This window comes from Enterovibrio nigricans DSM 22720 (assembly GCF_900167155.1).
Lineage (GTDB): Bacteria > Pseudomonadota > Gammaproteobacteria > Enterobacterales > Vibrionaceae > Enterovibrio > Enterovibrio nigricans.
On the sequence record NZ_FUXU01000020.1, the window covers coordinates 37,579 to 63,199 of the forward strand.

At 44.5% G+C, this 25,621-nt stretch carries 18 protein-coding genes; 15 read left to right on the forward strand and 3 right to left on the reverse strand.

Going from position 1 to position 25,621, the window contains the following annotated elements; genetic code table 11:
* The first annotated feature begins 128 nt into the window (after positions 1-128).
* From pepN to rmf, 10 genes are all read left to right on the forward strand, one after another.
* Positions 129-2,738 (forward strand): aminopeptidase N, encoded by a 2,610-nt coding sequence (gene pepN, locus B5D35_RS09600; protein WP_078752367.1) that lies wholly within the window; start codon positions 129-131, stop codon positions 2,736-2,738.
* A gap of 59 nt (positions 2,739-2,797) precedes the next feature.
* Positions 2,798-3,025: a DUF2835 domain-containing protein gene (locus B5D35_RS09605; protein ID WP_078752368.1), complete on the forward strand. Its 228-nt coding sequence runs from the start codon at positions 2,798-2,800 to the stop codon at positions 3,023-3,025.
* A gap of 155 nt (positions 3,026-3,180) precedes the next feature.
* On the forward strand, positions 3,181-7,998 hold the full coding sequence (locus B5D35_RS09610) for an NAD-glutamate dehydrogenase (RefSeq protein ID WP_078752369.1): 4,818 nt from the start codon (positions 3,181-3,183) through the stop codon (positions 7,996-7,998).
* Between the two features lie 59 nt (positions 7,999-8,057).
* Positions 8,058-9,068, forward strand: a complete 1,011-nt coding sequence (gene pyrD / locus B5D35_RS09615) for a quinone-dependent dihydroorotate dehydrogenase (protein WP_078752370.1) — start codon at positions 8,058-8,060, stop codon at positions 9,066-9,068.
* A gap of 137 nt (positions 9,069-9,205) precedes the next feature.
* The gene (locus B5D35_RS09620) at positions 9,206-9,754 is read left to right on the forward strand and encodes a cell division protein ZapC (RefSeq protein ID WP_078752371.1); all 549 of its coding nucleotides are present in this window, start codon (positions 9,206-9,208) and stop codon (positions 9,752-9,754) included.
* Positions 9,755-10,482: 728 nt separating this feature from the next.
* Positions 10,483-12,618, forward strand: a complete 2,136-nt coding sequence (rlmKL, locus tag B5D35_RS09625) for a bifunctional 23S rRNA (guanine(2069)-N(7))-methyltransferase RlmK/23S rRNA (guanine(2445)-N(2))-methyltransferase RlmL (RefSeq protein ID WP_078752372.1) — start codon at positions 10,483-10,485, stop codon at positions 12,616-12,618.
* Entirely contained in the window at positions 12,618-12,872 is a 255-nt protein-coding gene (locus B5D35_RS09630) for a glutaredoxin family protein (protein WP_078752373.1), read from the forward strand. The genes rlmKL and B5D35_RS09630 overlap by 1 nt, the downstream gene beginning before the upstream one ends.
* Positions 12,859-14,778 carry an ATP-binding cassette ATPase Uup gene (gene uup / locus B5D35_RS09635; protein WP_078752374.1) on the forward strand — a complete coding sequence of 640 codons (1,920 nt, stop codon included), beginning with the start codon at positions 12,859-12,861 and terminating at the stop codon, positions 14,776-14,778. The genes B5D35_RS09630 and uup overlap by 14 nt, the downstream gene beginning before the upstream one ends.
* The gene (locus tag B5D35_RS09640; protein ID WP_078752375.1) at positions 14,778-16,664 is read left to right on the forward strand and encodes a DUF3466 family protein; all 1,887 of its coding nucleotides are present in this window, start codon (positions 14,778-14,780) and stop codon (positions 16,662-16,664) included. The genes uup and B5D35_RS09640 overlap by 1 nt, the downstream gene beginning before the upstream one ends.
* Before the next feature lie 165 nt (positions 16,665-16,829).
* Positions 16,830-17,000, forward strand: coding sequence for a ribosome modulation factor (gene rmf, locus B5D35_RS09645; RefSeq protein ID WP_078752376.1), 171 nt, complete (start codon positions 16,830-16,832; stop codon positions 16,998-17,000).
* A gap of 211 nt (positions 17,001-17,211) precedes the next feature.
* On the opposite strand, the gene fabA is transcribed toward rmf, so the two are convergent.
* Together fabA and B5D35_RS09655 are read right to left on the reverse strand one after the other, a co-directional pair.
* A complete protein-coding gene (fabA, locus tag B5D35_RS09650; protein WP_101210165.1) occupies positions 17,212-17,730 on the reverse strand; it encodes a bifunctional 3-hydroxydecanoyl-ACP dehydratase/trans-2-decenoyl-ACP isomerase in 519 nt (172 codons plus the stop codon).
* Between the two features lie 63 nt (positions 17,731-17,793).
* Positions 17,794-19,464, reverse strand: a complete 1,671-nt coding sequence (locus B5D35_RS09655; protein WP_078752385.1) for an AAA family ATPase — start codon at positions 19,462-19,464, stop codon at positions 17,794-17,796.
* 264 nt (positions 19,465-19,728) lie between these two features.
* Between B5D35_RS09655 and matP the strand changes: the two genes are divergently transcribed.
* The 5 genes from matP to B5D35_RS09680 all read left to right on the forward strand — a co-directional run bounded on the left by matP (position 19,729) and on the right by B5D35_RS09680 (position 23,912).
* Positions 19,729-20,178 carry a macrodomain Ter protein MatP gene (gene matP, locus B5D35_RS09660; RefSeq protein WP_078752378.1) on the forward strand — a complete coding sequence of 150 codons (450 nt, stop codon included), beginning with the start codon at positions 19,729-19,731 and terminating at the stop codon, positions 20,176-20,178.
* A gap of 10 nt (positions 20,179-20,188) precedes the next feature.
* A complete protein-coding gene (locus B5D35_RS09665) occupies positions 20,189-20,479 on the forward strand; it encodes a DUF3634 family protein (RefSeq protein ID WP_078752379.1) in 291 nt (96 codons plus the stop codon).
* A complete protein-coding gene (locus B5D35_RS09670) occupies positions 20,476-20,889 on the forward strand; it encodes a PPC domain-containing DNA-binding protein (RefSeq protein ID WP_078752380.1) in 414 nt (137 codons plus the stop codon). Before B5D35_RS09665 ends, B5D35_RS09670 begins: the two co-directional genes overlap by 4 nt.
* A gap of 285 nt (positions 20,890-21,174) precedes the next feature.
* Positions 21,175-23,277 (forward strand): marine proteobacterial sortase target protein, encoded by a 2,103-nt coding sequence (locus tag B5D35_RS09675; RefSeq protein ID WP_078752381.1) that lies wholly within the window; start codon positions 21,175-21,177, stop codon positions 23,275-23,277.
* Positions 23,274-23,912: a class GN sortase gene (locus tag B5D35_RS09680; protein ID WP_078752382.1), complete on the forward strand. Its 639-nt coding sequence runs from the start codon at positions 23,274-23,276 to the stop codon at positions 23,910-23,912. The genes B5D35_RS09675 and B5D35_RS09680 overlap by 4 nt, the downstream gene beginning before the upstream one ends.
* Before the next feature lie 356 nt (positions 23,913-24,268).
* Here B5D35_RS09680 and B5D35_RS09685 read toward each other — a convergent pair whose 3' ends face one another.
* Positions 24,269-25,333 carry an acyltransferase family protein gene (locus B5D35_RS09685; RefSeq protein ID WP_078752383.1) on the reverse strand — a complete coding sequence of 355 codons (1,065 nt, stop codon included), beginning with the start codon at positions 25,331-25,333 and terminating at the stop codon, positions 24,269-24,271.
* Between the last annotated feature and the right edge of the window lie 288 nt (positions 25,334-25,621).

Consider the following 25,621-nt stretch of genomic DNA (forward strand, 5'->3'; position numbering starts at 1 on the left):
TTATGCAGGGAGTTAGTAGCAATGCGTTATGTTTATGAGTATCTTAGTTAATTATCTCACATAATTAGCTCTCTCTGCATTTTCTTTTTGACCGAGAGCATTGGCGTGAATATTTGAAGGAAACTGTCATGGCACAACAACCACAGGCGAAGTATCGTAAAGACTACAAAGCCCCTGATTTCACAATTACCCAAATCGAATTAGACTTTGATCTTCGCGAATCACACTCTGTTGTGATTGCAAAAAGTCAGGTGAAACAACTTACTGCGGGCAGTGACACGTTAACGTTAGACGGTGAAGGGTTGACACTTCGCCGCGTAGAGATTGATGGCACAGAATGGTCACATTTCGAAGAAAACTCGGAAGGTCTTACTCTAACCAATCTACCTCAAGAATTTACACTGTTGATAGAAACAGAAATTGACCCAGCTGCAAACACCTCACTTGAGGGGCTTTATCTGTCTGATGGTGCCTATTGCACACAGTGTGAAGCTGAAGGTTTCCGCCGCATTACTTACTATTTAGACCGCCCAGATGTTCTGGCAACGTTCACCACAAAAATCACTGCAGACAAAGTGGCTTTTCCATTCTTATTGAGTAATGGCAATAAGGTTGGACAAGGTGAAATTGAAGGTGGACGTCATTGGGTGCAGTGGGAAGACCCGTTTGCAAAACCGAGCTATCTTTTTGCGTTAGTCGCCGGTGATTTTGATTTGCTGCAAGATGTTTTCAAAACGCGTACTGGTCGCGATGTTGCTTTAGAGATTTTTGTCGATAAAGGCAACTTGGACAGGGCGGCTCACGCGATGACGTCTTTGAAAAACTCCATGAAGTGGGATGAAGATCGTTTTGATCTTGAATACGATCTCGATATCTACATGATCGTCGCTGTTGATTTCTTCAACATGGGCGCTATGGAAAATAAAGGCTTGAATGTCTTTAACTCAAAATTCGTTTTGGCAAACTCTGAGACCGCCACGGATACTGATTACCTGGGTATTGAGTCTGTCATTGGTCACGAATACTTCCATAACTGGACAGGTAACAGAGTAACGTGCCGTGATTGGTTCCAACTGAGCTTGAAAGAAGGCCTGACCGTATTCCGCGATCAGGAGTTTTCTTCAGATCTCGGTTCGCGAGCTGTTAATCGCATAAACAATGTTCGAATTATGCGTGGCCCGCAGTTTGCAGAAGACTGTAGCCCTATGGCTCACCCAATTCGACCAGAAAAAGTTATAGAAATGAATAATTTCTATACGTTGACCGTTTATGAAAAGGGTAGTGAAGTTATTCGAATGATGCATACACTGTTGGGCGAAACAAATTTCCAAAAGGGTATGAAGCTTTATTTCGAACGTCATGATGGGACGGCTGCGACCTGTGAAGATTTTGTCAAAGCAATGGAAGATGCCTCTGCTATCGACCTTGGTCAGTTCCGTTTGTGGTATAGCCAATCAGGTACGCCAGAGCTAACGGTATCGTCGGCTTATAATTCTGAAGATAAAACGCTGACGCTTACCGTTAATCAACACACGCCACCAACGGCAGACCAAAAAGAGAAAGCACCGTTACTTATTCCTTTCGACATTGAACTGTATGGCGAAGAGGGTCGCGTTATTGAGTTACAGTGTAACAATGAAAAAGTAAGTAACATTCTACATATCAACCAAGAAACACAGCAGTTCGTTTTTGAAAACGTTAATCAGAAGCCAGTTATTTCGATGTTGCGAGAGTTTTCTGCACCCGTAAAACTGGCGTATGAGTACAGTGATGAAGAATTAGCTTTCTTGATGGTGCATGCCCGGAATGAGTTTGCTCGTTGGGATGCAGGTCAAATGCTTTTGGCCAAACACATTAAACAAAATGTTTTGCGTATTCAAAAGGGTGAGGCATTCATTTTGCCTGGTGATGTTGTCGATGCATTCCGCGGCGTATTACTTGATGGCTCACTGGATGCTGCACTTATTGCTGAAGTATTAACACTGCCAAGCGAAAATGAGATCGGTGGCTGGTTTGGTGTGGTGGATGTGGATGCCATCAATCAAGTTCGACTCGCAATCAAAAAACGATTTGCTACCGATTTGTCTGATGAGCTAACTGCTGTATACAACACTCTAAAACAAACAGAGTATACGATTGAGCATACAGCCATTGGCCAGCGTAGCTTACGAAATGTATGTTTGGGGTATTTGGCACATATTGAAAATGGCGAAGAGTTGGTTCGCACGCATTTTGATCTCGCTAACAACATGACCGACACAGCGGCTGCACTGGCTGCTGCGAATCACGCTGAACTTTCTGTTCGCGCTGATTTGATGAAAGCATTCAGCGACAAGTGGACACATGACGGTTTGGTGATGGATAAATGGTTTATGCTTCAGGGCATTAACCCTGCGATCGGTGCATTAGCGAATGTGAAGGAACAGATGTCGCATAGTGCGTTTAGCTTGAAAAACCCAAACCGTACACGCTCACTAATTGGGTCATTTTGTAACAATAACCCTGTGCATTTTCATGCCAAAGATGGTTCAGGGTATGAGTTTATAACCGACATTCTGATCCAGCTGAACACGTCTAATCCGCAAGTTGCCTCACGCTTGATTGATCCATTGCTCAAGTTCGGACGCTTCGATAAAGACAGACAGGCTTTGATGCGTAAATCTCTTGAGCGATTGGCTAGCCTAGACAACCTTGCAAAAGATCTATTCGAGAAAATTAACAAGGCGCTGGATGCCTAACCTTGAATAAATTTTGAAATTGAGTATTTTAAAGCCGTCTTCAATAGGGCGGTTTTTTTATGAATTCGAGTGTGTATTTCTTTCGAGTAGATATTTCTTATCATGTCTTTCAGCAACATTACGCGGGCATCGCGGCAAATGTGGTTGTAACGACAGACCATGGGCTTACCCTACAACTGCCGGCTTCTCGCCTTCGTCCATATTTAAGTCAACAGGGTGTAAAGGGAAGATTTCGTTTGATCGTAGATGAAAACAACCGTTTTAAATCGCTAGACAAAATGGTTTAAACCGAACGTCAATCACATATCTAAAAAGTCTTGGTGGATTAACGTTTTTTAATGTAACGTTTTTATTAACAACGCCGTAAACTACTTCATAAGTCGCAAAGACTGATTAACCTCTATACTCATAGCGATTACATATTAAATAAGTGGAGTAAGCCATGACCGCGCGTGACCCTATTGTGCCGGTGTTGCTTGAGAAAGTTTATCATCTGATTGCTGAGAAACTGGATAAAAAACAACAACCGCTTGTAGAGACATTGGCAAAAAGGATTTTAGGACCTATCTCTGATGATGATCTTCAGGAAAGAAATGAGTCCGATCTTTATGGAGCAGTAATAAGTCTCTGGCACCATTTGAATAACTATGATCAATCCACCATCTTCGTAAAAGTCTTCAATCCTACGCTCAGCGGTAATGGCTGGCAGTCCACTCACACTATCGTTGAAATACTTACTCCTGATGCTCCATTTTTAGTCGATTCGGTTCGCATGGCGCTGAATCGATTGGATATCGCTACGCACCTAATGCTCAATGGCCCACACCGTATCGTAAAAGATACGAAGGGTAACGTTATCGAAATTGGTGGTGATAAAGGCGAAAAACAAACTGTCTTTCATATCGAAGTCGATAAGATGACAAGTAAAAAGGAAATGTCGGCTTTAGAGAAAGAGCTGACAGAGACCTTAAATGATGTCGCTCTAATTGTGAATGATTGGCAGCCAATGCAAGCACAGGTTAGCAAAATCATAGCGACACTTAAAAAAGAAAAACCCGTTGTTGAGAAAGAACGGCAGGGTGAGGCAATTGAGTTCCTAGAATGGATCGCTTCCCATAACTTTACTTTCATGGGTTATAAGTATTACGAACTCAACGCAATTGAAGGCGATCATATTCTTGTTGCGTCGAATGAGCCAGGTTTAGGCCTTGCGAGAAAACTTGATTTAAAACGGCCTGGATTGAAGCTTTCTGATATGCCTGAGTCGGCACGTGCGACTGCGCTCAGAAAAGAAATTTTGATCATCAATAAAGGTAGCAGTAAGTCTCGCGTTCACCGTCCCGCCTATATGGACTATATCGGTGTTAAGTGCTTTGACAGAAAGGGTAATGTGGTCGGCGAACACCGCTTTCATGGGCTGTATGCTTCATCGGCATATAACCAGTCCACCAGCAATATTCCAGTCTTGCGTAATAAAGTAAACCGGATCCTTGAGATTAGCGGTTACTACGAAGGATCGCATTCGTGGAAAGCACTGGCAAATATTATAGAGAACTTCCCTCGCGATGAGCTTTTCCAAGCTACCGAAATGGAAATGCTCGATATAGGAATGGGCATAGTTCAGGTACAAGACCGCGACATGCTGCGCGCATTTGTTCGTCGTGATCCTTTTGGTCGATTCTTCTCTTGTATGGTGTATGTCGCAAGAGAGCGATACAACACAGAATTTCGTCGCGCCACACAGCGTATTTTGAAGAACTATTTTGGGTCAGAGCAGGACGTGGAGTTCAACACTTTCTTCTCGGAAAGCCCACTGGCAAGGACGCATTACATCGTGCGTGTCGAGAACAACAACTTTGATATCGACGTGAAAAAATTAGAACATAATCTCACAGAGGCAGCGTCATCGTGGGATGATCGTCTGCAAGAAGCGGTTATCGCTAATTTTGGTGAGAACAGTGGAACGCCAATCGCCAAACGTTATTTGCGCGCCTTTCCACGTTCTTATAAAGAGGCAATGCTGCCGGGCTCTGCGGTGGCGGACATTGAACGTCTCGAAAACCTTAGTGAAGACAAAAAGCTTGATATGCTTTTCTATCGTCCTCAGGAGGAGCCGACTTCGTCATGTGCAGTGCGTTTGAAACTGTTCCAAAAAGATGAAGCTATCCATTTATCTGATGTTATGCCGATGCTCGAAAACCTAGGTCTTCGTGTTATTGGTGAGGCCCCGTATAAAGTAGAAACAACATCCGGTGATACATACTGGATCCTTGATTTCTCGATGCTGCACTCCGCCAGCAAGGGGTTTGATCTTTCCGAAGCACGTGATCGATTCCAAGAAGCATTTGCGGGTATTTGGCACGGTCGTTTAGAAAGCGATGGGTTCAACCGACTTGTGTTGAATTCAGGATTAAGTGGCAGAGAAGCGACAATTCTTCGTGCTTATGCACGTTACATGCGTCAAGTCGCTTTCCCATTTAGCCAGTCATACATTGAGGAAACACTGGCATCGCATGCTGATTTAGCGCAATTGCTGGTTGATTTGTTTAATAAACGTTTTGACCCAGCCAAGAATAGTGACAAAGAACAGACCAAAATAATCAACAAGATCGTGGAAGAACTTGAGCAGGTTGAGAGCTTAGATGATGATCGGATCATTCGCCGTTATATGGGAATGATCCTTGCGACATATCGCACCAATTATTTCCAAAAAGACAAAGTAACGGGCGCACTGAAAGATTATATTTCGTTCAAGCTGCAACCGAAAAAAATTCCAGAAATTCCTAAGCCAATCCCAGAGTTTGAGATCTTTGTTTATTCTCCGGATATCGAAGGCGTTCACTTACGTGGTGGTAAAGTGGCGCGTGGCGGTTTGCGTTGGTCTGACAGACAGGAAGATTTCCGTACTGAAGTGCTTGGTCTTGTAAAAGCGCAACAAGTTAAAAACACGGTTATTGTGCCCGTTGGTGCAAAAGGTGGGTTTGTCTGTAAGAAGCAACATCAATTTACAGGTCGAGATGAGATTTTTGCAGAAGGTCAGCGTTGCTATCGCATCTTTATTAAAGGCTTGTTGGATATCACCGACAACATTATTGAAGGCGAGTTAACACCACCATTGCATGTGGTAAGACATGATGATGATGATTCCTACTTAGTTGTAGCGGCTGACAAAGGGACGGCAACGTTTTCTGACTTGGCTAACTCAATCTCAGAAGAATATAACTTCTGGCTAGATGATGCCTTCGCGTCCGGTGGCTCAAATGGCTATGACCACAAAGCCATGGGGATCACGGCTAAAGGCGGGTGGGAATCGGTTAAGCGTCACTTCCGTGAAGTTGGCATTAACTGTCAGGAAACCGACTTTACGTGTGTTGCAGTGGGAGACATGGCAGGCGATGTATTCGGCAATGGCATGCTGTTATCGAAACATATTCAGTTGGTCGCGGCATTTAACCACATGCATATTTTTATCGATCCAACCCCGGATTCCGCGAAGTCTTGGAAAGAAAGGGATCGCTTGTTCAAGCTGCCTCGATCCAGTTGGGAAGACTACAATGCCAAACTGATTTCAAAAGGTGGCGGTATTTTCTCGCGCCGTTCTAAATCCATAGAGCTGACGCCAGAAATACAGAAAATGCTTGGCGTGCGGAAGCAAACCATGACACCTAACGAGTTGATCAAACAGATCCTCAAATCTAACGTTGATCTACTTTGGAATGGCGGCATCGGTACGTATGTGAAATCGGAATCCGAGACACATACGGAAGTGGGTGACCGTGCGAATGATGCACTTCGTGTCAATGGAAATGAGCTTGGTGCAAAGATCGTCGGTGAAGGTGGAAACCTGGGCATGACCCAACTTGCCCGTATTGAGTTTGCCATGAGCGGAGGTCTCGTTAATACCGACTTTATTGATAACGTTGGTGGTGTTGACTGCTCAGACAACGAAGTTAACATCAAAATATTATTGAATAGCTTGGTCGCTGCTGGGGATCTCACGTACAAACAACGCAATGAATTGCTTGTACGCATGGAAGATGAGGTATCTGATATTGTTCTTGAAGATGCGTACTGCCAAAGCGAGTCAATTTCGGTCACGTCTGAACAGCAAGTGGCGCTGTTGAAAGAACAAATTCGCTTTATTCATTATTTGGAAAAAGAAGGCAAGTTGGATCGTCAACTTGAATACTTGCCAGACGATGAAACGTTGGCGGAAAGACAACTACATCGTAAAGGTTTAACGAGACCAGAAATTGCGGTGTTGGTGGCCTACGGCAAAATGGTCTTGAAAGAGCAACTGGTTACAGAGCAAATTACGCAAGATGATCACTTTGGCAAGTTTCTTCCAGCTTACTTCCCAACAGAGTTACAACGTAACTATCGCGAAGCAATGGAAACGCATCCTCTGCGCGGAGAAATCATCGCAACTAGCCTGGCTAATCAAATGTCTAACGACATGGGCTTCAATTTCGTCACGCGCATGCAAGACGAAACGGGCGCACGAGTCGGTGATATAGCGGCGGCTTACGCCATTGCTCGTGAAGTTTTTGAATTTGGTAAAACGTTTGAAGATATCCGCGCACTTGATAACACGCTGCCAGCTCAAGTCCAATACGCTGTTATGTTCCGTTGCCGTCGTACACTGCGTCGCGCAACGCGTTGGATCTTACGTAATCCAATGAAAGAGAAGGGCATAGAGCAATTGGTTGCTTTCTACAAACCTGCGGTGAATAACATTGCAGATAATCTAGAAACATATTTGGTTCCATCAGAAATTAAGGAACATGAGCAGCAAAGCAAGGAATACACCGACAAAGGTGTGCCGAAAGTGATTGCAGATAAAGTCGCCCGACTGAGCAGCTTGTTTGCAGGTTTGGATTTGGCGCAGGTCTCTGATCAAATGGACAAGCCTTTCGATGTAGTGGCTCGTCTCTATTTTGTATTGGGCGATACATTATCCCTTCATTGGTTCCTAGAGCAAATTACCAATCAACCTGTGGAAAATCACTGGCAGGCGTTGGCTCGTGCCTCGTTCCGGGAAGATCTCGATTGGCAACAACGCGTGTTGACCGCCCATATTCTTGAGGGAATGAACAAAGGAGAGTCTGCCGAACTGGGTTTAGAGTCTTGGATGGTGGAACATGCGGTAAGTTTGGGACGTTGGGAAAGCATAGTCGCAGAGTTTAAAGTCGGTACAGCGCATGAATTCGCAAAATTCTCCGTTGCTTTGCGAGAACTTACGCTTTTAAATTTGAATTGAGTGTACAAACCATTGATAATACAGCCCCGTTTATTCGGGGCTTTTTTTTTGGAGGTTACATGATGTACCGCCTCGCCAGATCGGCAATATTCCAGTTGAACCCAGAGCATGCTCATGATCTGGCAATGAAAAATTTTAAACGCTTTACTGGCACTCCTCTCGATATTTTTTATCGTCAGAATCTTCCTCCTCGTCCTGTTCAAGTAATGGGGTTGCATTTTAAAAATCCTGTTGGTCTTGCTGCTGGTCTTGATAAGAACGGTGAATGCATAGACGCTTTTGGTGCTATGGGCTTTGGCTCTATCGAAGTCGGGACTGTTACACCGCGTCCACAAGACGGTAATGATAAACCACGTTTGTTCCGTATCATCCCGGCGGAAGGGATCATCAACCGTATGGGTTTTAATAACCTCGGTGTTGATGTCTTGGTCGAGAACGTTAAAAAAGCAAAGTACGACGGTATTATTGGTATCAATATCGGCAAGAACAAAGATACACCGATTGAAAATGGTAAAGATGATTACCTGATTTGCATGGATAAAGTCTATGACCATGCAGGCTACATCGCTGTAAATATTTCTTCGCCAAATACTCCGGGTCTGCGCTCATTGCAATATGGTGATGCGCTGGATGATCTTCTCTCCTCATTGAAATTGCGCCAAAAAGAATTGGCAGACGCACGCGGTAAGTATGTTCCGCTGGCTCTGAAAATTGCGCCGGATATGAGTGAAGAGGAGTTAGTTCAAGTGGCTGATTCTTTGGTTCGACATGGTATCGATGGTGTCATTGCAACGAACACAACACTTGATCGTTCGCTGGTGGAGGGCATGCCTCATGCACATGAAGCGGGTGGATTGAGTGGGCGTCCTGTTCAAAGCAAGAGCACAGAAGTGATTCGCCGTTTGCATCAGGAACTGAATGGTAAACTTCCAATCATTGGAGTAGGCGGTATTGACTCTGTCATGGCTGCGAAAGAGAAAATGATGGCTGGTGCCGAACTGGTTCAGGTTTACTCGGGATTTATTTATCACGGTCCGCGCTTGGTTAAAGATATCGTCAGAAACATTTAACCGGTAAAAACACAGAAGTGCCGAGAAAGGGGAATATTATTTCCCCTTTTTTTTTGATTTTTCGCGATTAAACTTCCGAAAAAGCACCTTAATTTCAGTGGTCACGGACCGATTCTCTGCAGGCGCAGGAGCGAATTATGTTGAAACCCAATAATGCATGGAAATGGTACTTCGACAAAGAAGCACAACTGCTAATGCTAGATTTGGGTGAAGATATGGTTTTCCGTGTCGCCATGGAAAAGAAGCATCTTATCCCCGATGCGTTCGTTGATACCCCATTTTCAGTCGATGACGCATCTCTCTTTCAAGTTTACAACGAAGCACTCAGTGTTCTACCGCTTTCTAGCCCACGCAGGGCAGAACTCGTCTTAAACGCAGTGGCAGCAAACCGCTTCCATAAACCGTTACTACCAAAGAGTTGGTTTTTCAAATCGATAGAAGGCCATGTGACGCCAGCTGCAGGCTCTATCGTTGAGTTACAAACCGACTTTGGCAGTGAAGCTTATTTGGTGATTGAAAACTCCGGTTGTGCATCTTTGTGTATGCATGCGGGAGAATCGCCTTTGGCTCTGTCAGAATCAAAACAAATGCGGTTCTGTGAAGCGATAAAAGTAATGAATGACCGACTATCAATCTACGAAGAACAATATGATAGTGGCAGTGGTCAATATGCGTTGGTAGGCTGATACAGCAATGTATCAGCCTTTTTTCTCCTTAGGGTAGAACTACATTTCAATACCCACACTTCTCTTTTGTACTGTTCTTATCTTCTTGTGTACCTCGTGAATTACACCTTTCGTTCCAGATAAAACCCCAGCCTTTAACGCACAAAAACCGTCCGAAATGGTGAGTGGTTAGCCGAATCATCCATCATTCCCTTGAATACCCAGAGTGATACTCATCACAGAAACGCACCTAAATAAGCGTATATAGGCGGTAGAATCCTACGGAAAATACGCATTTACGCGCCAAATTTAGAAACAATAGCAATAACTTTTCCTCATTTAACTTGAAGAAAACCATTGTGGTATATACCAAAAATAATCACTTTAATTAATTCCCATTGGGAAACTATCAGGTTTGGACATTTGTATTCCTTGTTATCCCTCTTCCTTGAAAATAAGCCTCTGTGGATAAGTGTGCGCTCACTCTGATGCCAGTGAAACCTTCAGATGTTGAGTTGTTATACCTACTGCGTTAGAAAACAGGCCATGAAGGAATTTGTTTCCGTGTGGAAACCACTGTGTGGGTGTGGATAAGTGCGTTTTTTCTACAAAAGGAAGCAAAGCTGAAACCTTGATGGGTGTTTTTGTGTAGCAAACGGATGACTAAGCGAAGATTAATCCTACTAGGTAGAGCGCAGCACGGGGATTTCAGTTATAATCGCGCGCAACATTCCTCAGTATCCATATCCATGAATCAATATTTAGCAATTACCTCCCGCGGCCTTGAGAACCTGTTAGCAGAAGAACTAGAACAACTGGGTGCAAGCAGTGTTAAAGCCGTAAACGCCGGTGTGCGTTTTCGCGCGGATGAGAAAACCCTTTACACGTGCTGTTTATGGAGCCGCACGGCATCGCGTTTTATCCTCGTATTGAGTGAATTCGCTGTTCGCGATGACATGGACCTGTATCTTGGTGCTACGGCAATTAACTGGCCCGAGTACTTTAGCGAAAATAAACGCATCGTCGTCGACTTTAATGGTACGAACAACGAGATCCGCAATAGCCAATACGGTGCGCTTAAAGTAAAAGACGCGATTGTAGACCGTTTTGTAAAAGCCGATCTTGCGCGTCCAAGCATCGACAGGGAACAGCCTGATCTGCGTATTCATATGCGTCTTTCTAGAGAGCAAGGCTTGTTGGGTATCGATATGGTAGGCAGTGGCCTTCACCAACGTGGTTACCGTACAGAAGCAGGTGCTGCACCTCTACGTGAAACCAACGCGGCGGCACTTGTGAAGAAAAGTGGCTGGACGTTTGATAAGCCATTGCTCGATCCGATGTGTGGTTCAGGCACGTTATTAATAGAAGCTGCAATGATGGCCGCGCAAGTAGCTCCGGGCCTTAAACGTAAACGTTGGGGTTTTGAATCGCTAAGATCTTTCAAACGCGAAGAGTGGATGGAAGTACATGCAGAAGTGACCTTTAAATCGAAGAAAGGGCCTGCCAAATGTGAGTCTCGTTTCTTCGGCTTCGACAATGACAGTCGAGTTCTAGAAACCGCAAAAGCGAATGCACGTCGTGCAGGTGTTGCCGATCTTATCCAGTTCGAACTTGCTGATGCAGCGGATTTGACTAAACCAGAAGGTTTTGAAGAGGGCGTCATTATTTGTAACCCGCCTTATGGCGAGCGTTTAGGTACAACGCCGGGTTTGATCGCGCTATACACCCAACTTGGCGTACAGCTTAAAACACAATTCAAAGGTTCAGTTGCGTCCATCTATTCTGGTTCCGATGAGTTGCTGAGCTGCTTGCGTATGCGAGCAGAAAGCACCTACAAGCTTCGAAACGGCGCGCTTGATTGTGTGATGAAGACTTATCAAATCACCGCTCGTGGTGAGGTGACAACGTCACTAGAAGGGCGTCAAGCACCTGTTGCGGATGTTGCACCAGAGTTTTCGAATCGTCTTCGCAAGAACATGAAGAAACTTGAGAAGTGGGCGAAACAGCAAGGCATTGAATGTTACCGTTTGTACGATGCAGACTTGCCTGAATATAACGTTGCGATTGACCGTTATGCTGAGCAAATCGTGATACAAGAATACGCGCCACCTAAAACTGTACCAGAAGAGAAAGCACGTCGTCGTTTATTGGATGTCGTTCGCGCAACAATTATGGTTACAGGTGTGAATGCAAACAATGTTGTGCTGAAAACCCGTGAAAAACAAAAGGGCACGAGCCAATACCAAAAGCTGGGTGAAGCGAAACGTTTCATGCAAGTGCAAGAATACGGTGTTGAGCTTGAAGTTAACCTTCAGGATTACTTAGACACAGGTCTGTTCTTGGATCACCGTTATACCCGTAAGATGCTGGGTGAAAAAGCAAAAGGTAAGGATTTCCTTAACTTGTTTGCATATACAGGTACAGCGACTGTTCACGCGGCTGTTGGTGGCGCAAAATCAACGACGACGATTGATATGTCCAAAACCTATCTGGCTTGGGCTGAACGCAATATGAAGCTGAATGGTAAGGAAGGGCGTCAGCATCAATTCATTCACGCAGACTGCCTGAAGTGGCTGTCAGAAGATAAGGGCCAGTACGACCTTATCTTTATCGATCCGCCGACTTTTTCTAACTCAAAACGTATGGAAGATACGTTTGACGTTCAGCGTGATCACATTAAGCTAATGGCAGATTTGAAACGTTTGCTTCGTCCAGATGGCGAGATTGTGTTTTCAAACAACAAGCGTCATTTCAAGATGGACATGGAAGAGCTGGATGCATTGGGCATGAAAGCTCAAAACATCACTAATCGCTCCATCCCTATGGACTTTGAACGCAACAAGCACATTCATAACTGTTGGATTATCACTCACAAGGAAGGTTAATGGCCTTAGTCCTTTACAGCACGGAAGGCTGCCATCTTTGCGAAGATGCGAAGGCATTGTATGAAGCAGTGGGTAAAACCACTGCTATACACCTTGTAGACATTGCCTTCAATGACGAACTCTTCTCTCGTTACGGTGTCACAATCCCCGTACTTTCTCATCAAAATATAAGCGGCTCAGTTGTCGATGAACTGAGTTGGCCTTTTGATTATTCCGAATTAGAAACCTGGTTAGTGAAACATGGCATTAATTAATATCACCAACGCACAATTGGCGTACGGAGATAACCCTCTTCTCGATCATGCAGAATTTGTACTTCAACCTGGCGAGCGTGTCTGTCTTGTAGGGCGAAATGGCGCAGGTAAATCAACGATGATGAAAGTCATCCATGGCACCGTACAACTGGACGATGGAAGTATTACCCGTCAACAAGATCTGAAAGTGTCGCGCTTGGAGCAGGATCCTCCACGGGATGCAGCCGGTACGGTTGTCGATTACGTCGCAGAGGGGCTTGCTCAAGTCGGCGCCCAGCTGAAAGAGTACCATGAGCTATTGGCCGTGATTGAAACGGACCCTAGTGAGAAGAACATCAATCGTCTTGCTCGCGTTCAAGAGCAATTAGACCACTCTGGTGCTTGGCGTTTTGAAAACCAGCTGACGATGGTCTTGGATGCGTTAAAGTTGGATGGCAACAAACAGCTATCTGAACTGTCTGGTGGTTGGCAGCGTAAAGCGGCCCTTGCCCGTGCATTGGTATGTGAACCAGATGTACTTCTGCTTGACGAACCTACAAACCATTTAGATGTTGCTACCATCCTTTGGCTGGAAACCTTCTTGAAGGATTTCAAAGGTGCCATCATCTTCATTTCGCACGACCGTGCATTTATTCGTTCTATGGCAACACGTATCGTCGACTTAGATCGCGGAAAGTTGTCGTCATGGCCAGGTGATTATGAGAAGTACCTGGAAGGTAAAGAAGAGATGCTGCGTGTTGAAGCGGAGCAAAATGCAGAATTTGATAAGAAACTGGCTCAAGAAGAAACGTGGATCCGTCAGGGTATCAAAGCACGTCGTACGCGTAATGAAGGTCGTGTTCGCGCCTTGAAACAGCTTCGTAGGGAGCGCTCCGATCGCATCGATGTGATGGGCAATGCCAACATCCTTCTTGATGAAGCGGTGAAATCCGGAAAAATTGTTTTTGAAGCAGAGGATATTAGCTATCAGTGGGATGGCAAGTCACTGATTAATGATTTCAGTTTTAATGTCATGCGTGGTGATCGTATTGCATTGGTTGGACCAAATGGCTGTGGTAAAAGTACACTGCTGAAATTAATGCTAGAACAACTTCAGCCACAATCAGGCAATTTCCATGTCGGAACCAAACTTGAAGTGGCCTACTTTGACCAGTACCGCGAAAAGTTGGACCCTGAAAAAACAGTGGTTGATAACTTGGCGGAGGGCAAGCTTGAGGTAGAAGTAGGTGGCCGTAAGCGCCATGTACTTGGTTATTTACAAGATTTCTTGTTCCATCCTCGTCGTGCGCGTACACCTGTCAAAGCTCTTTCGGGTGGCGAGAAAAACCGCCTGTTGTTGGCTCGTCTTTTCCTGAAACCGTGTAACCTTCTTGTTCTTGATGAACCAACGAATGATTTGGATATCGAAACGTTGGAACTTTTAGAAGAATTGCTTGCCAACTATCAGGGTACTTTGTTGTTAGTGAGTCACGATCGACAGTTTGTTGACAATACAGTAACGCACAGTTGGATTTTTGAAGGTGACGGTCTTATTCGTAAATTTGTTGGTGGTTATCACGATGCAATGCAGCAACGTGAAAATTACATAAAGACAATAGAAGTGGAAAGCCCTAAACCGAAAGAAATACCGCAAGTAGAAGAGCCTAAAAAACAAGCGAACAGCAATAAATCAGGCAAAAAACTGTCTTATAAGTTGCAAAGAGAGCTTGAAGCCCTTCCACAGCAGATTGAAAACTTAGAAAATACAATCGCGCAATTACAGGAATCGGTGAACGATCCTGCGTTCTTCCAGAAAAGCAACGAAGAGACGCAATCTGTTCTGCAGAAACTGAGTGAAGCTGAAGCAGAACTGGATACCACGTTTGAGCGCTGGGAAGAACTCGAAGAAATGCAAAAGGAATCGTAATGCAGTTCAATACATTCAAATTATCAGCGATCGCTTTGGCGGTCGCTAGCTTGCCAACAATTGCCAATGCCGCGGTATATTCCGTTGAAAGGGCAGATACTGTGGTAGGCACATCTAGCACGGAGTCTTCAAAAGCCACGGCTATTTCTCCTGACTCCTCTAAAGTGGGTTATGAAGTGTTATCAGGTCCAGAGGGCATTGATTACTCTCAAGAGTTACCGTTCTATATAGATAACGAACACTTCATTAATAGCTGGAATGACCTAAATAGTTATTGTGACGATAATCTTGGGTACGCAACATGTGGTAACTGGGCGGATGAGCAATGGTATGGTCTTAAACCTTCAGGCGAAATCTGCGATAGTCAAGATTATGATGCTAATGTTTGCCAAGGCGGCTTGAAGTCAGAGATCGAGGCTTGGGATGATGGCTACACCAGCAATAGTAAGGCGTATACAGCCGCAAGAGTTAACCCATTTGGTATAAATGGTGTATCAACCCCTCCAACGGGCACAAAAATTGAAAACTCTACTAATGTAATCATCAATGAAGTTGATGATTCAGGGAATGTTGTTGGAGTATCAAGCAGTCCATACTATAAAGATTTGCATTACGCTCGCGCATTTAAGATTCGTGGGTTTAATGGAAGTACTGAATTATTGCCGCCAAGTGCGATCAGCACCGTGATTACTACCATTGGTCAAACGAATGCAAGTGGAGCAATTTCTCTTGATCCTCTTGGTGGTATCTTTGTTGGTGAAACACTGACATTTGGCTCTGCGTCGGTGGCCAATATGGTGGATCCGGCTGACAGTAACACCTGGCCTGAAGACGTAAACGTTAATTTGTCAACGTGCTCAACTACTGCAAGTTATGATAATCAAGCCTGTCAATACTTTCAATTTGCCAATCAGGCGTCTGCCTGGGTTACAAATTTCAGTGACCCATCCAATGCTAGAGCAATCACAAACTTTCCAAATGGTACGTATCGTAGTGGCGACGAAACAGCACAGGCATCAGTTCAAGGTGCATCATTCGTAAACTCTGCGACTTCACCAACTTTAGTCGGTTTCAGTACGTATGAAAGGAATGGTTTTTTCACTCGTGCCGTTAAATTTACCCCCATTGCTGACTTTAACAATTGTTTGACTGCTCTGGGCAATGGTACGGCAACTCAAAACTGTTGGACAATGGATTTGATTCCAGGCATTGATATTCGAAATGGAAATAATGACCTTGTATACAGTTACACGATAGCAACTGATATCAATGATAATGGTAATGCCATTGGTGTGGTAAAGAATTACAATGCACAAAATGGCTCTTACGCGGAAAATGTATTTGTCAACAAGGACTCCACAACGACTGTTCTTGGTTCATCTCAAAGCAATTTGTTTTTCTACGGTTACAACGCAACAGCTGCAAGTATCAACAATGAAAATGAATTGGTTGGTAAAGTTGATGTTGAAAACGTTCAGGATCGTATACGTAGACAACGTGGATACATCTATTTGAATGACAATGCGCAGTATCTAGCTACAACGTTTAACAATACGCGCGGCTGGCTTCTGGATGACCTGACGAACGACGGTAATGCTTTTGGTGAAGCGAACAAATACCGTATAGCAGAAGCTTTTGATATCAACGACAAAGGTGATATTGCAGCTTCGGCCTTCTATTGCTCTGCGGGCTATAGCTCTACAGCGCAAAATGCTTTGTGCAGTGTTACAGAAGAGCTGGTGGCGGTGAAATTGACCCGTAATAACAGCGGTTCCATTACGCCACGTACCGAAATCAACGAGCCAGTTAAACGCAGCGGAGCTAGCTTTGGTCTCGTAGGCCTTGGTTTACTTATCTTGGGTGGATTGTGGCGTCGTAAAAAGTAAGGCTCATTTTTGGCTCATCTTCACAAATTTTTAGCGGATGGGCCATTTCTCTCTTGATTAATTTTCGACCATGTTTGACTCTTAATAAGTGCGGTTCATAAAAGATCAACTTGAATGAAACTGCACGGTAAAGAATCATCCACCTAAGGATAAGAGGGCGGAAATATGAAGAGACAGAAGCGAGATCGTTTAGAGCGAGCACAGGCGAAAGGCTATCAAGCTGGTATGAGCGGTCGATCCTCTGAAACATGTCCCTATCAAGCCACGGACGCGCGAAGCCAATGGCTAGGAGGCTGGCGCGATGGCCGAGATACTAAAGCCACATCCATGAAGTGATCCCATCTTTCCAAACTATTAACGTTAAGCCCCGAAAGGGGCTTTTACATGCCCACTTAATGCACTATAACTGTATTTTTTGTGCTCAATTTTGTTTTTATACTGCTTTTGTATACTCGTATCTAAGGGCGATGAAAGCGAGGGAGGACAGCGAAAACTCGCAGGCGAAAAAAAACCGCCAAAATGGCGGTTTCATTGAAATAGACTTTCTTTAGAAAGAAGATGTGTCTTTGAAAAGACCCACTTTTAGGTCTTTCGCTACGTAGATCTCTTTACCGTCTACTAGCACTCGACCATCCGCTAAGCCCATCACCAATTTACGGTTAATAACGCGCTTCATTTGGATTTCATAAGTCACTTTCTTCGCCGTTGGCAGAATCTGACCCGTGAACTTAACTTCACCAACACCCAGAGCGCGTCCTTTGCCTTCGCCGCCCATCCAACCTAGGAAGAAACCAACGAGTTGCCACATAGCATCTAAGCCGAGACAGCCTGGCATTACTGGGTCACCTGGGAAGTGGCAATCAAAAAACCATAGGTCAGGAGTGATGTCCAACTCAGCGATGATAAAACCTTTATCAAAATCACCACCTTCATCTTTGATCTCCGCAATGCGGTCCATCATAAGCATATTAGGGGCTGGAAGTTGAGGACGACCTGGTCCAAAAAGCTCTCCTTGGCTTGAAGCTAATAGGTCGTCTCTGTCGTATGAGTGGCGTTTCATTAGTATTATACTGCTCCTGCGAAAAGATAGGAGCAGATTAGCGTACACGTGTACGCTAAACAACTCGGATCAGTGGTGGTTTAACCAGTTTTTAAGCTTATTTATTAAGGATGTGTGACGATGCTCACCGTGGTGAAAAATATCAATTCTGTTCGCAATTTTATCCAGTAGCGTTTCTGTCTCGTTTTCTTCGTCACCACTGAAAGGTAGCCCAGTGATCAGTGGGAAAGCTTCCTCTACGTGTTCTACGGCCCATATGTGGAACTTGCCGTCACGCATTGCATTTGCCACATCTTTGTTTAAACAAAGGGCATCCAGATTCGTGTTTGGCAAGATAACACCTTGCTCGCCAGTTAAACCTCGGTGTTCACAAATGTGGTAAAAGCCTTCGATTTTTTCATTAATACCACCCACAGCTTGAACGCGGCCAAATTGGTCAACAGCACCTGTAATCGCGATGCTTTGATTAATGGGTGTTTGAGAAAGAGCACTGACGAAAGCGCAGAGCTCCGCGAGGGATGCACTGTCGCCATCTACTTCACAATAGGACTGCTCAAACACAATGGAGGCGGAATAAGGCAATGGCTCATCTAAGTCGAGCGCGGCACTGACAAACGCCTGCATGATCATCATGCCTTTTGCGTGAATGTTACCGGCCAGTTCTGCTTTGCGTTCCACATCTGAAATATCGCCATCACCAAAATGAACAACACAAGAGATACGTGCAGGCTCGCCATATGCCATAGGGTGGCCTGGCATTTCAATGACGGTTAGGCCGTTAACCTGACCGATATGTTCACCACGGGTATCAATGAAGACTTGTCCTTTATGAATGTCATCTACAGCGCGTAATGGCAGATAGGATTCACGGTAGTACTTTGCATCAATTGCAGTTTGTACATCTTCGTCCGTAATTTCTGATCCTGAAGCGTGAAAATCAGCCTCTCGTAACAGGCTTTGAATCCACAGAGGGCAAAGTGGCATACGCGACTGATCTTCGCTGTAACGGGCGCCCGCCTGCATAAAGCGTTTTGCTGCTCCGGAAGTCAGTGGTTTAACGCGATAACGTTCTTGGAAGCCTTTTAGGACTGACAGATAGCTTTCCGCTGTTTCGTCAGTAAGATAAATGTCTTGCTCGTATTCTGTATAAATCGCAAGTTTGTGTAGTTCAGGCTCGCCAGACTCAAAGTCAGCCATTAGCGAACGATCGCCTAGGATAATAACGCGTACTGAAACGGTTTCAGGCTCGGGCAACTCGCAGTAGACGTCCGGTTTCGCGCTTTTCCAAGGAAGTGTGTTTGTGGATAAAACCGACTTTAAACGGCTCCACATATTTGGATGGCTTACAATAGACGTTAACGATATTAGCAAGACGCCACCGTTGGCTTTGTGAAGAAGGCCTTCGGCTTTGCGTGACGTTGTCACATCATCTTTGTTGGGATAAACTGTGCCAAATAGTTGTATCTCATCAACAAGTTCGGCTTCAACAACCGGCATGTTCGACGAGGATGTGCAGTCGTCGACAACAGATTTTAGAATTGAAAAGTAATCTGCAACGTCTGGTGCGGTAACGAGAAGCAAACGGGGGAAGTGATGTTCGTGAACCAATCGCTGAACACTGTTTATCAAGCGTGGTTGTATCGCGCACGGAAAAGCTGATTTCAATGAAGCGTAATTTTCAATGTGCTGCTCAACGTGAGAAAACTGAGGAACAACGGACTGCCAGGATACTTCTTGCATACGTTTGGGATTCAACTTTGTATTAATCGTCATTGCCGCAAGTATAAAGGAATCTGTAGTTTCAAAATAGCGAAGATAAACACCTGTAAGAAATCGGGAAACATTTGGGCGAGAAAGTGCACTCATCAGCGTCACGAATTCGAGGTAAAAGGATCAGTGATCGCAATATTACCCCTTCGCGGTTTGATTAAAATATCATCTACTGTTACGCTGTAACTGTATTTCAATGTGTATTTGGCTCTTAACAATAACAATCGAGTTATTATGAAATATCAACAACTTGAAAATTTGGAAGCGGGTTGGAAATGGACCTACCTGGTTAAAAAGCATAAAGAAGGCTTTAACGTCACTTGTTATGTGGATACCAGTGAGATAGATGCGTCAGTGAAGGCTCTATTAGCATTAGAGCATGAGCCGACAAAGGTTATCGAATGGATTCAAGAAAACATGTCGCCAGCTCTGGATGTGAAGTTAAAGCAAGCGATTCGTGCTAAACGTAAGCGTCATTTTAATGCGGAGCAAGAACATACGCGCAAAAAGTCTATCGACCTTGATTTCCGTGTGTGGGAAAAGCTATCAAGTAAGGCTCAAGATCTTGATGCAACGCTTTCAGACACCATCGAGTATTTGCTGTCGGAAGCTAACCGCTCTAAAAACGCGAACAAAAAAGTCGATGCGCTGAAAAAAGATCTTAGTAGTTTGTTAGATTTGTAAGGTAAAGAGTATGGAGTACTTTCTTTTAGCCAGTTTTATTGCGCTATTCGTCTTTATCGCCATCGATCGACCCATTGTATTTATCCAGTTTAAAGATGGTGAACTCGTTAAGAAAAAAGGAAAGATCCCACATGGCTTTCTTAACGATTGTACAGAGATAAGCAAGCGAACACCGTTCAGTGGCACGATCAAGGTTTACAGAAATCGGTTCAATCCTGCCAAGCTTGTGTTGTCGAAAAGTATCGATCACAAAGTACAGCAGCGAATCAAGAATGCATTTCCGCACAAGTCTTTCAAATGACGCCTTCAGTTTCTCCGGTCGCCTTTCGCTTAACGCGCGGGGCAGACCTAAAACATTCAATTCAGTTCTCCGTTCAACGAAATGACATTCATGCAGGTTGTGTCGCTTCATTGGTAGGTTGTCTTTCCACACTTGTGATTCGTCTTGCCGATGGTGAGACGACGAAAACCTTCAATGAACCATTGGAAATCCTCTCTGTCTCCGGCTCATTAACACTCAATCATGTTCATCTTCATATCAGCGTGGCAGATGTAGAAGGGCGTGTGTGGGGTGGTCATTTAATGGAAGGAAGCATCGTCAGCCATACAGCTGAAGTGTGTTTATTGTCATTTCCCTGTCTGCAATTCAGTCGTGCATATGATGACAATACGGGCTATACCGAACTTCTCATCCAAAAATCAACGCCTTAAGGTAGCGTGTCACTTTTATTCAATAAAATGAATAAAGCAGCGGTAATGTCAGAAAAATCTCGGGATAATAAAAGCGTTTCTGATGAAATATTCAGTTAAATGAATATGGCAGTAACCTCTATGGGCTATTTCTTCGCGTGTTATATTATTTGACGCACTATAACTTAAATTTGATGGCTTCCTTTTTGTTGCCACACTTTGCCTTAATCCATCATCGTTGAGCCCACAACCCGACAGATTGATTTGTTTTACTTTGCCCATTCAAGTGAACAGCGAGATTGGCAAATGTACTCACTCAAACTATTCGGCATTCGTGTAATGGGCTCTTTTGGAGATTGGAGCTTAGCGGTTTTGCTTACCTTTATTCTGTGTGCTTCCGTACAGGCATCGGAGGAGGGTAACGGGCTTTATATCCAGTCTGCCAATGAACAAACCGGCATATGGACGCAAGCACCACAACTATCGACTAACGCGGATATGGTTATTACCGGCATCGTAAATCGTGCAATAGTCACTCAAGCTTACTCCAACCCAACTGATGATTGGGTGCATGCGCGTTATGTTTTTCCATTGCCACAGAATGCAGCCGTAGACCGATTGTATATTCGAGTCGGTGAGCGAGTTATCGAAGGAGAAATTCAACCTAAGCAGCAAGCAAGACAACGCTTTAATCAAGCGGCAAGTCAGGGAAAGAAAGCATCGTTGATAGAGCAGCATCGTTCAAATTTGTTTTCGACTTCCGTCTCAAACATCGCTCCGGGCGAAACCATCAAGGTTACGATTGAGTATCAGGAAATTGTGACGTACCAAGAGGGGGCGTTTAACCTTAGGTTCCCGACCACGTTCACCCAACGTTATGTTCCATCATCAAGAAGTTCGCCAGTGCTGGTGGACGAAAATTTGGTACTAAATCGTCTTCAAAACGGGTGGGCGGTACCGAATAGCCGTGTGCCGGATGCCGATCAAATTACTCCTGAGCCGCGCGATCTGATACGGGAAAATACTATATCGTTTACCCTTTCTCTTGAAATAAACATGGGCCTGCCCATTGCCAACATTGAAAGTGATACGGCATCTCTCAACGTCACTGAAATCTCGCCCTCACGGTATCGCGTTTCGTTGAGCGAGTCAGATATTGCGAACCGAGACTTTGTGCTTTCATGGTCTCCGCAAGCGGGTTCTGAGCCGGTGGCCGCTATGTTTATTGAGAATGCTTCCGACGCGAAGTATGGCTTGTTATTGATGGTGCCACCTTCATCTAAGGTGACCCATTTAAAGAAAAACATCACGTTTATTTTGGATGTATCAGGCTCTATGTACGGTGAAGTAATAGAGCAAGCGAAAGAAGCGGTGATTTATGGCTTGAGTAAACTCAGCCCTGAAGACCATTTCAATGTCATCTACTTCAACGATCAGGCTTTCCGCATTTCTGACACTCCGTTACCTGCATCGTTATCCAACATTGGGCTGGCAACACATTTCGTCGAGCAATTGACCGCGGATGGTGGGACTGAGATGTTAGAAGCTATCGATTCAGCTTTTTCCGTGCAGACCTTGCCTGATGCATTAAATCAGCTTGTCTTTGTGACTGATGGGGCTATTGCAAATGAAAGCGAATTGTACTCGACGATCAACAAAGATTTGGGGGAGAGACGCCTCTTCACTGTAGGGATAGGCTCGGCACCGAACACCGCATTCATGCAACGCGCTGCGCGAGCAGGAAAAGGCACATTTACGCAAATAGGCGATCTGAGCAACGTCAGCAAACAGCTTGAAGAACTATTTCAGAAACTATCCAGTCCAGTCTTGCAAAATCTTAGTGTGGTGTGGGAAACCGGGAAATCAGTAGATGCTTGGCCAAATCCGATGCCCGATTTATATGCCGAAGAACCTCTAGTACAAGTATTCAAGTTTGAAGGGGAGAGCAACACATTGTCGGTCTCAGGGCGTTTGCAAGAGACTGAATGGCAACAGCAGATCAACACTGCCGCGATAATGCCGAGCGAGGCGACAGGGCTTTCAGTTCTTTGGGCAAGAACGCAAATTGAGAGCATCGACTTAAACCCAGCAATCACTGCTTTCGAAAAAGAAAAGGCAATTACCGACTTGGGCCTTAAACACCATATCGTCACAAAACACACCAGTTTGGTCGCCATTGAAAAAGCACCGACTAGGCCCGTCAAGCAAGATGCAGTAACACACGCAATCAAGCCGATGCATCCCAAAGGTAGTCGTTCCACGTTGCTGCAAAGCGGCTTAGGAAGTAACAGATATGTTTACGTGGGCTTGCTGATGATCGTAATAAGCCTTATCGGGTTCACGTTTATGAACTACAAGCGTGACTGCGACCGTTCAGATGTAATCAAACAGGGAGCGTCGATGCAATGAAACCCATCAAACTTGCGTGCTTGGCGCTATTGGTTCTGGGAGTGTTTTTCATGTCACAAGGACTCTTTATTAAAGCGAAAGCACAACTAGCACAGTACTTGATTAGTCAGGCTTGGGATAAACAGCATAGCAGTCGTCAGAATGAAAAACCTTGGCCATGGGCAGATACCTATCCAGTTGCGAAGTTAAGCTGGGGAGACCTCCCTGGTCAAATGGTGCTTTCTGGCGCTAATGCGAGAAACTTGGCTTTTGGGCCTGTTCTTCAAATGAATACTGCACAACCGGGACGAAGAGGGAATGTGGTTATTTACGGTCATAACGATACCCATTTTTCATCACTAAGTGCGGTGGCTATTGGTGATTCAATTAAGCTGGAAACGAAAGTGGGGACACAAGTAGTCTACGAAGTGTCCTCTGTTCATGTCGTGGATGAGTCTGATACAGTTTGGGTTGAGGACCTGGGGGATAATCGTTTGACGTTGGTAACCTGTTATCCGTTTAATGATGTTCAGGTTGACGGAGAAGAGCGCTACATCATTGTTGCGCATCCTGCATTTGATATTGCCGACTTTAGTGATTTCTCGTTTGGCATTGATCTCCCATTTAATACGGATATAAGAGACCAACACCTTTAACGCACTATAACTATGGGATTACATCACTTATTCTTCCATACATACAAAGGTTCAAACCGTATCGAGGTACTCACTTTGAACGTGATCAAAACTATTATATTCCTGACAAAAAAAAGGACGCAGATGCGTCCTAATGGGAGGTAATAGAGACAGAAATATTGTTATTTTTCAAAGCGGACTCAGTACGTTTAAATGTTCTATAACTCATTAAAAACAAACAACTTACTAAGGCCGCCGTCCTGTTAAAGTAAACTTAGTACATAGTGCGAGTACTACAAGGTAAAGGTTCAAATCTTCGAGCTTGATTCCTGAATAATGTAACTGTAAAAAACGGCAATTACATTGCTGCGTGGCATCTAACCGACTTGGTTGGAGTCCAGTTCAACTTGTTTATTCTTACCTACACGCCTCAATGCTTTTAATGCCGGTCGTTCAATAAACCGATATGTCAGAGTCGATAACGTAATAAGAAATGCCGTGAACAAAACCATGGACAGTGCCAGATAATAACCAGCAGTTTGTTCATACCACCATGACAAAAACTCAGGTGCAAGGTAGTTAACGACTTCAACCCCGACCAACAAGACCACGGCATGCCATAAGTACAAAGAGTAAGAAATATCACCCAGGAAGCGAGTCGCTCGGTTGTCAAAGGTATCCAAAAACAATGAGCGACGTTTCTCTTGATTTGCGCCGAATAGAACAAGCAATCCAAAAAGCGCATAAACAATCACGCCTTGCTGAATTGATGCGCCTGCATGTAGTAAATAAATCATCGCCGCTACAATCGAAAACATCACTACGTCATTATTTGCTAGTCGTTTAACGAAAGTAGGGAGGTTAACCATACTTAGCCACATACCTAGCGTGAATCCGCATAATGCTCGGAGCAAGGATTGTGGGCCAGACGTTAAATCGATAGTGCCGTGAGTTGTAGCCATGCTGTAGAGCACAAACAGCATTAAGATGGGCAACCAAACTCCGCGTTTTGCGCCGTGGGGAACCATGCACACGATAACCGGAAACAACATATAACTTAGCCACTCGACGCTAAGCGACCAAGCGGGGAAGTTCCACGTCAACGCTGAAGAGGCTTCGAGACTTTGAAGCAAAAACAAGTTCGACATCAGAGTTTGTGGGACGTTGTAAGGCCCTTGAAACGCAGGGATGCCGCTTAATCCCCAATACTCTAATAACGGGCCTCCGTAGAATAAGATCGCATTGAAATATTTGAACGTTTCCCACAACACCAAAACGGCAATTGTCACTAGAAACAACGGGTAGATACGGCTAAACCTAAGCCACATAAACTGTCGCCAAGCTTTAAAACTAAATCCAGAAGTAAATGAATCTCGATAGACGAGCATCATCACGAAGCCACTGAGTATGAAGAACAGATCAACCGTCCCGAGGATAGCCAGTGTCGAGTGGTGTTATCTGAAACATGAAAATACGCCGCGACAAATTACGCAATGGAAAATTCTCACCAGAACAACGCACAAAAATTAGTTAAGTTCGTGACGCCATGTTTGTTTAGCTATTAACTAAACAAGCATGGCGAGCATTAATACTGACGATCGCTGCAGCATCGGTACTAGAGGCGAAGTTGGTCATCAATAATTCGAGGGCATTTTCAAGCTAGAAAGGGCTTTGTTGCTTAAATCGATGGAACTAAATCTAGAAGCTACGATCTGATCGGCTACACCCAT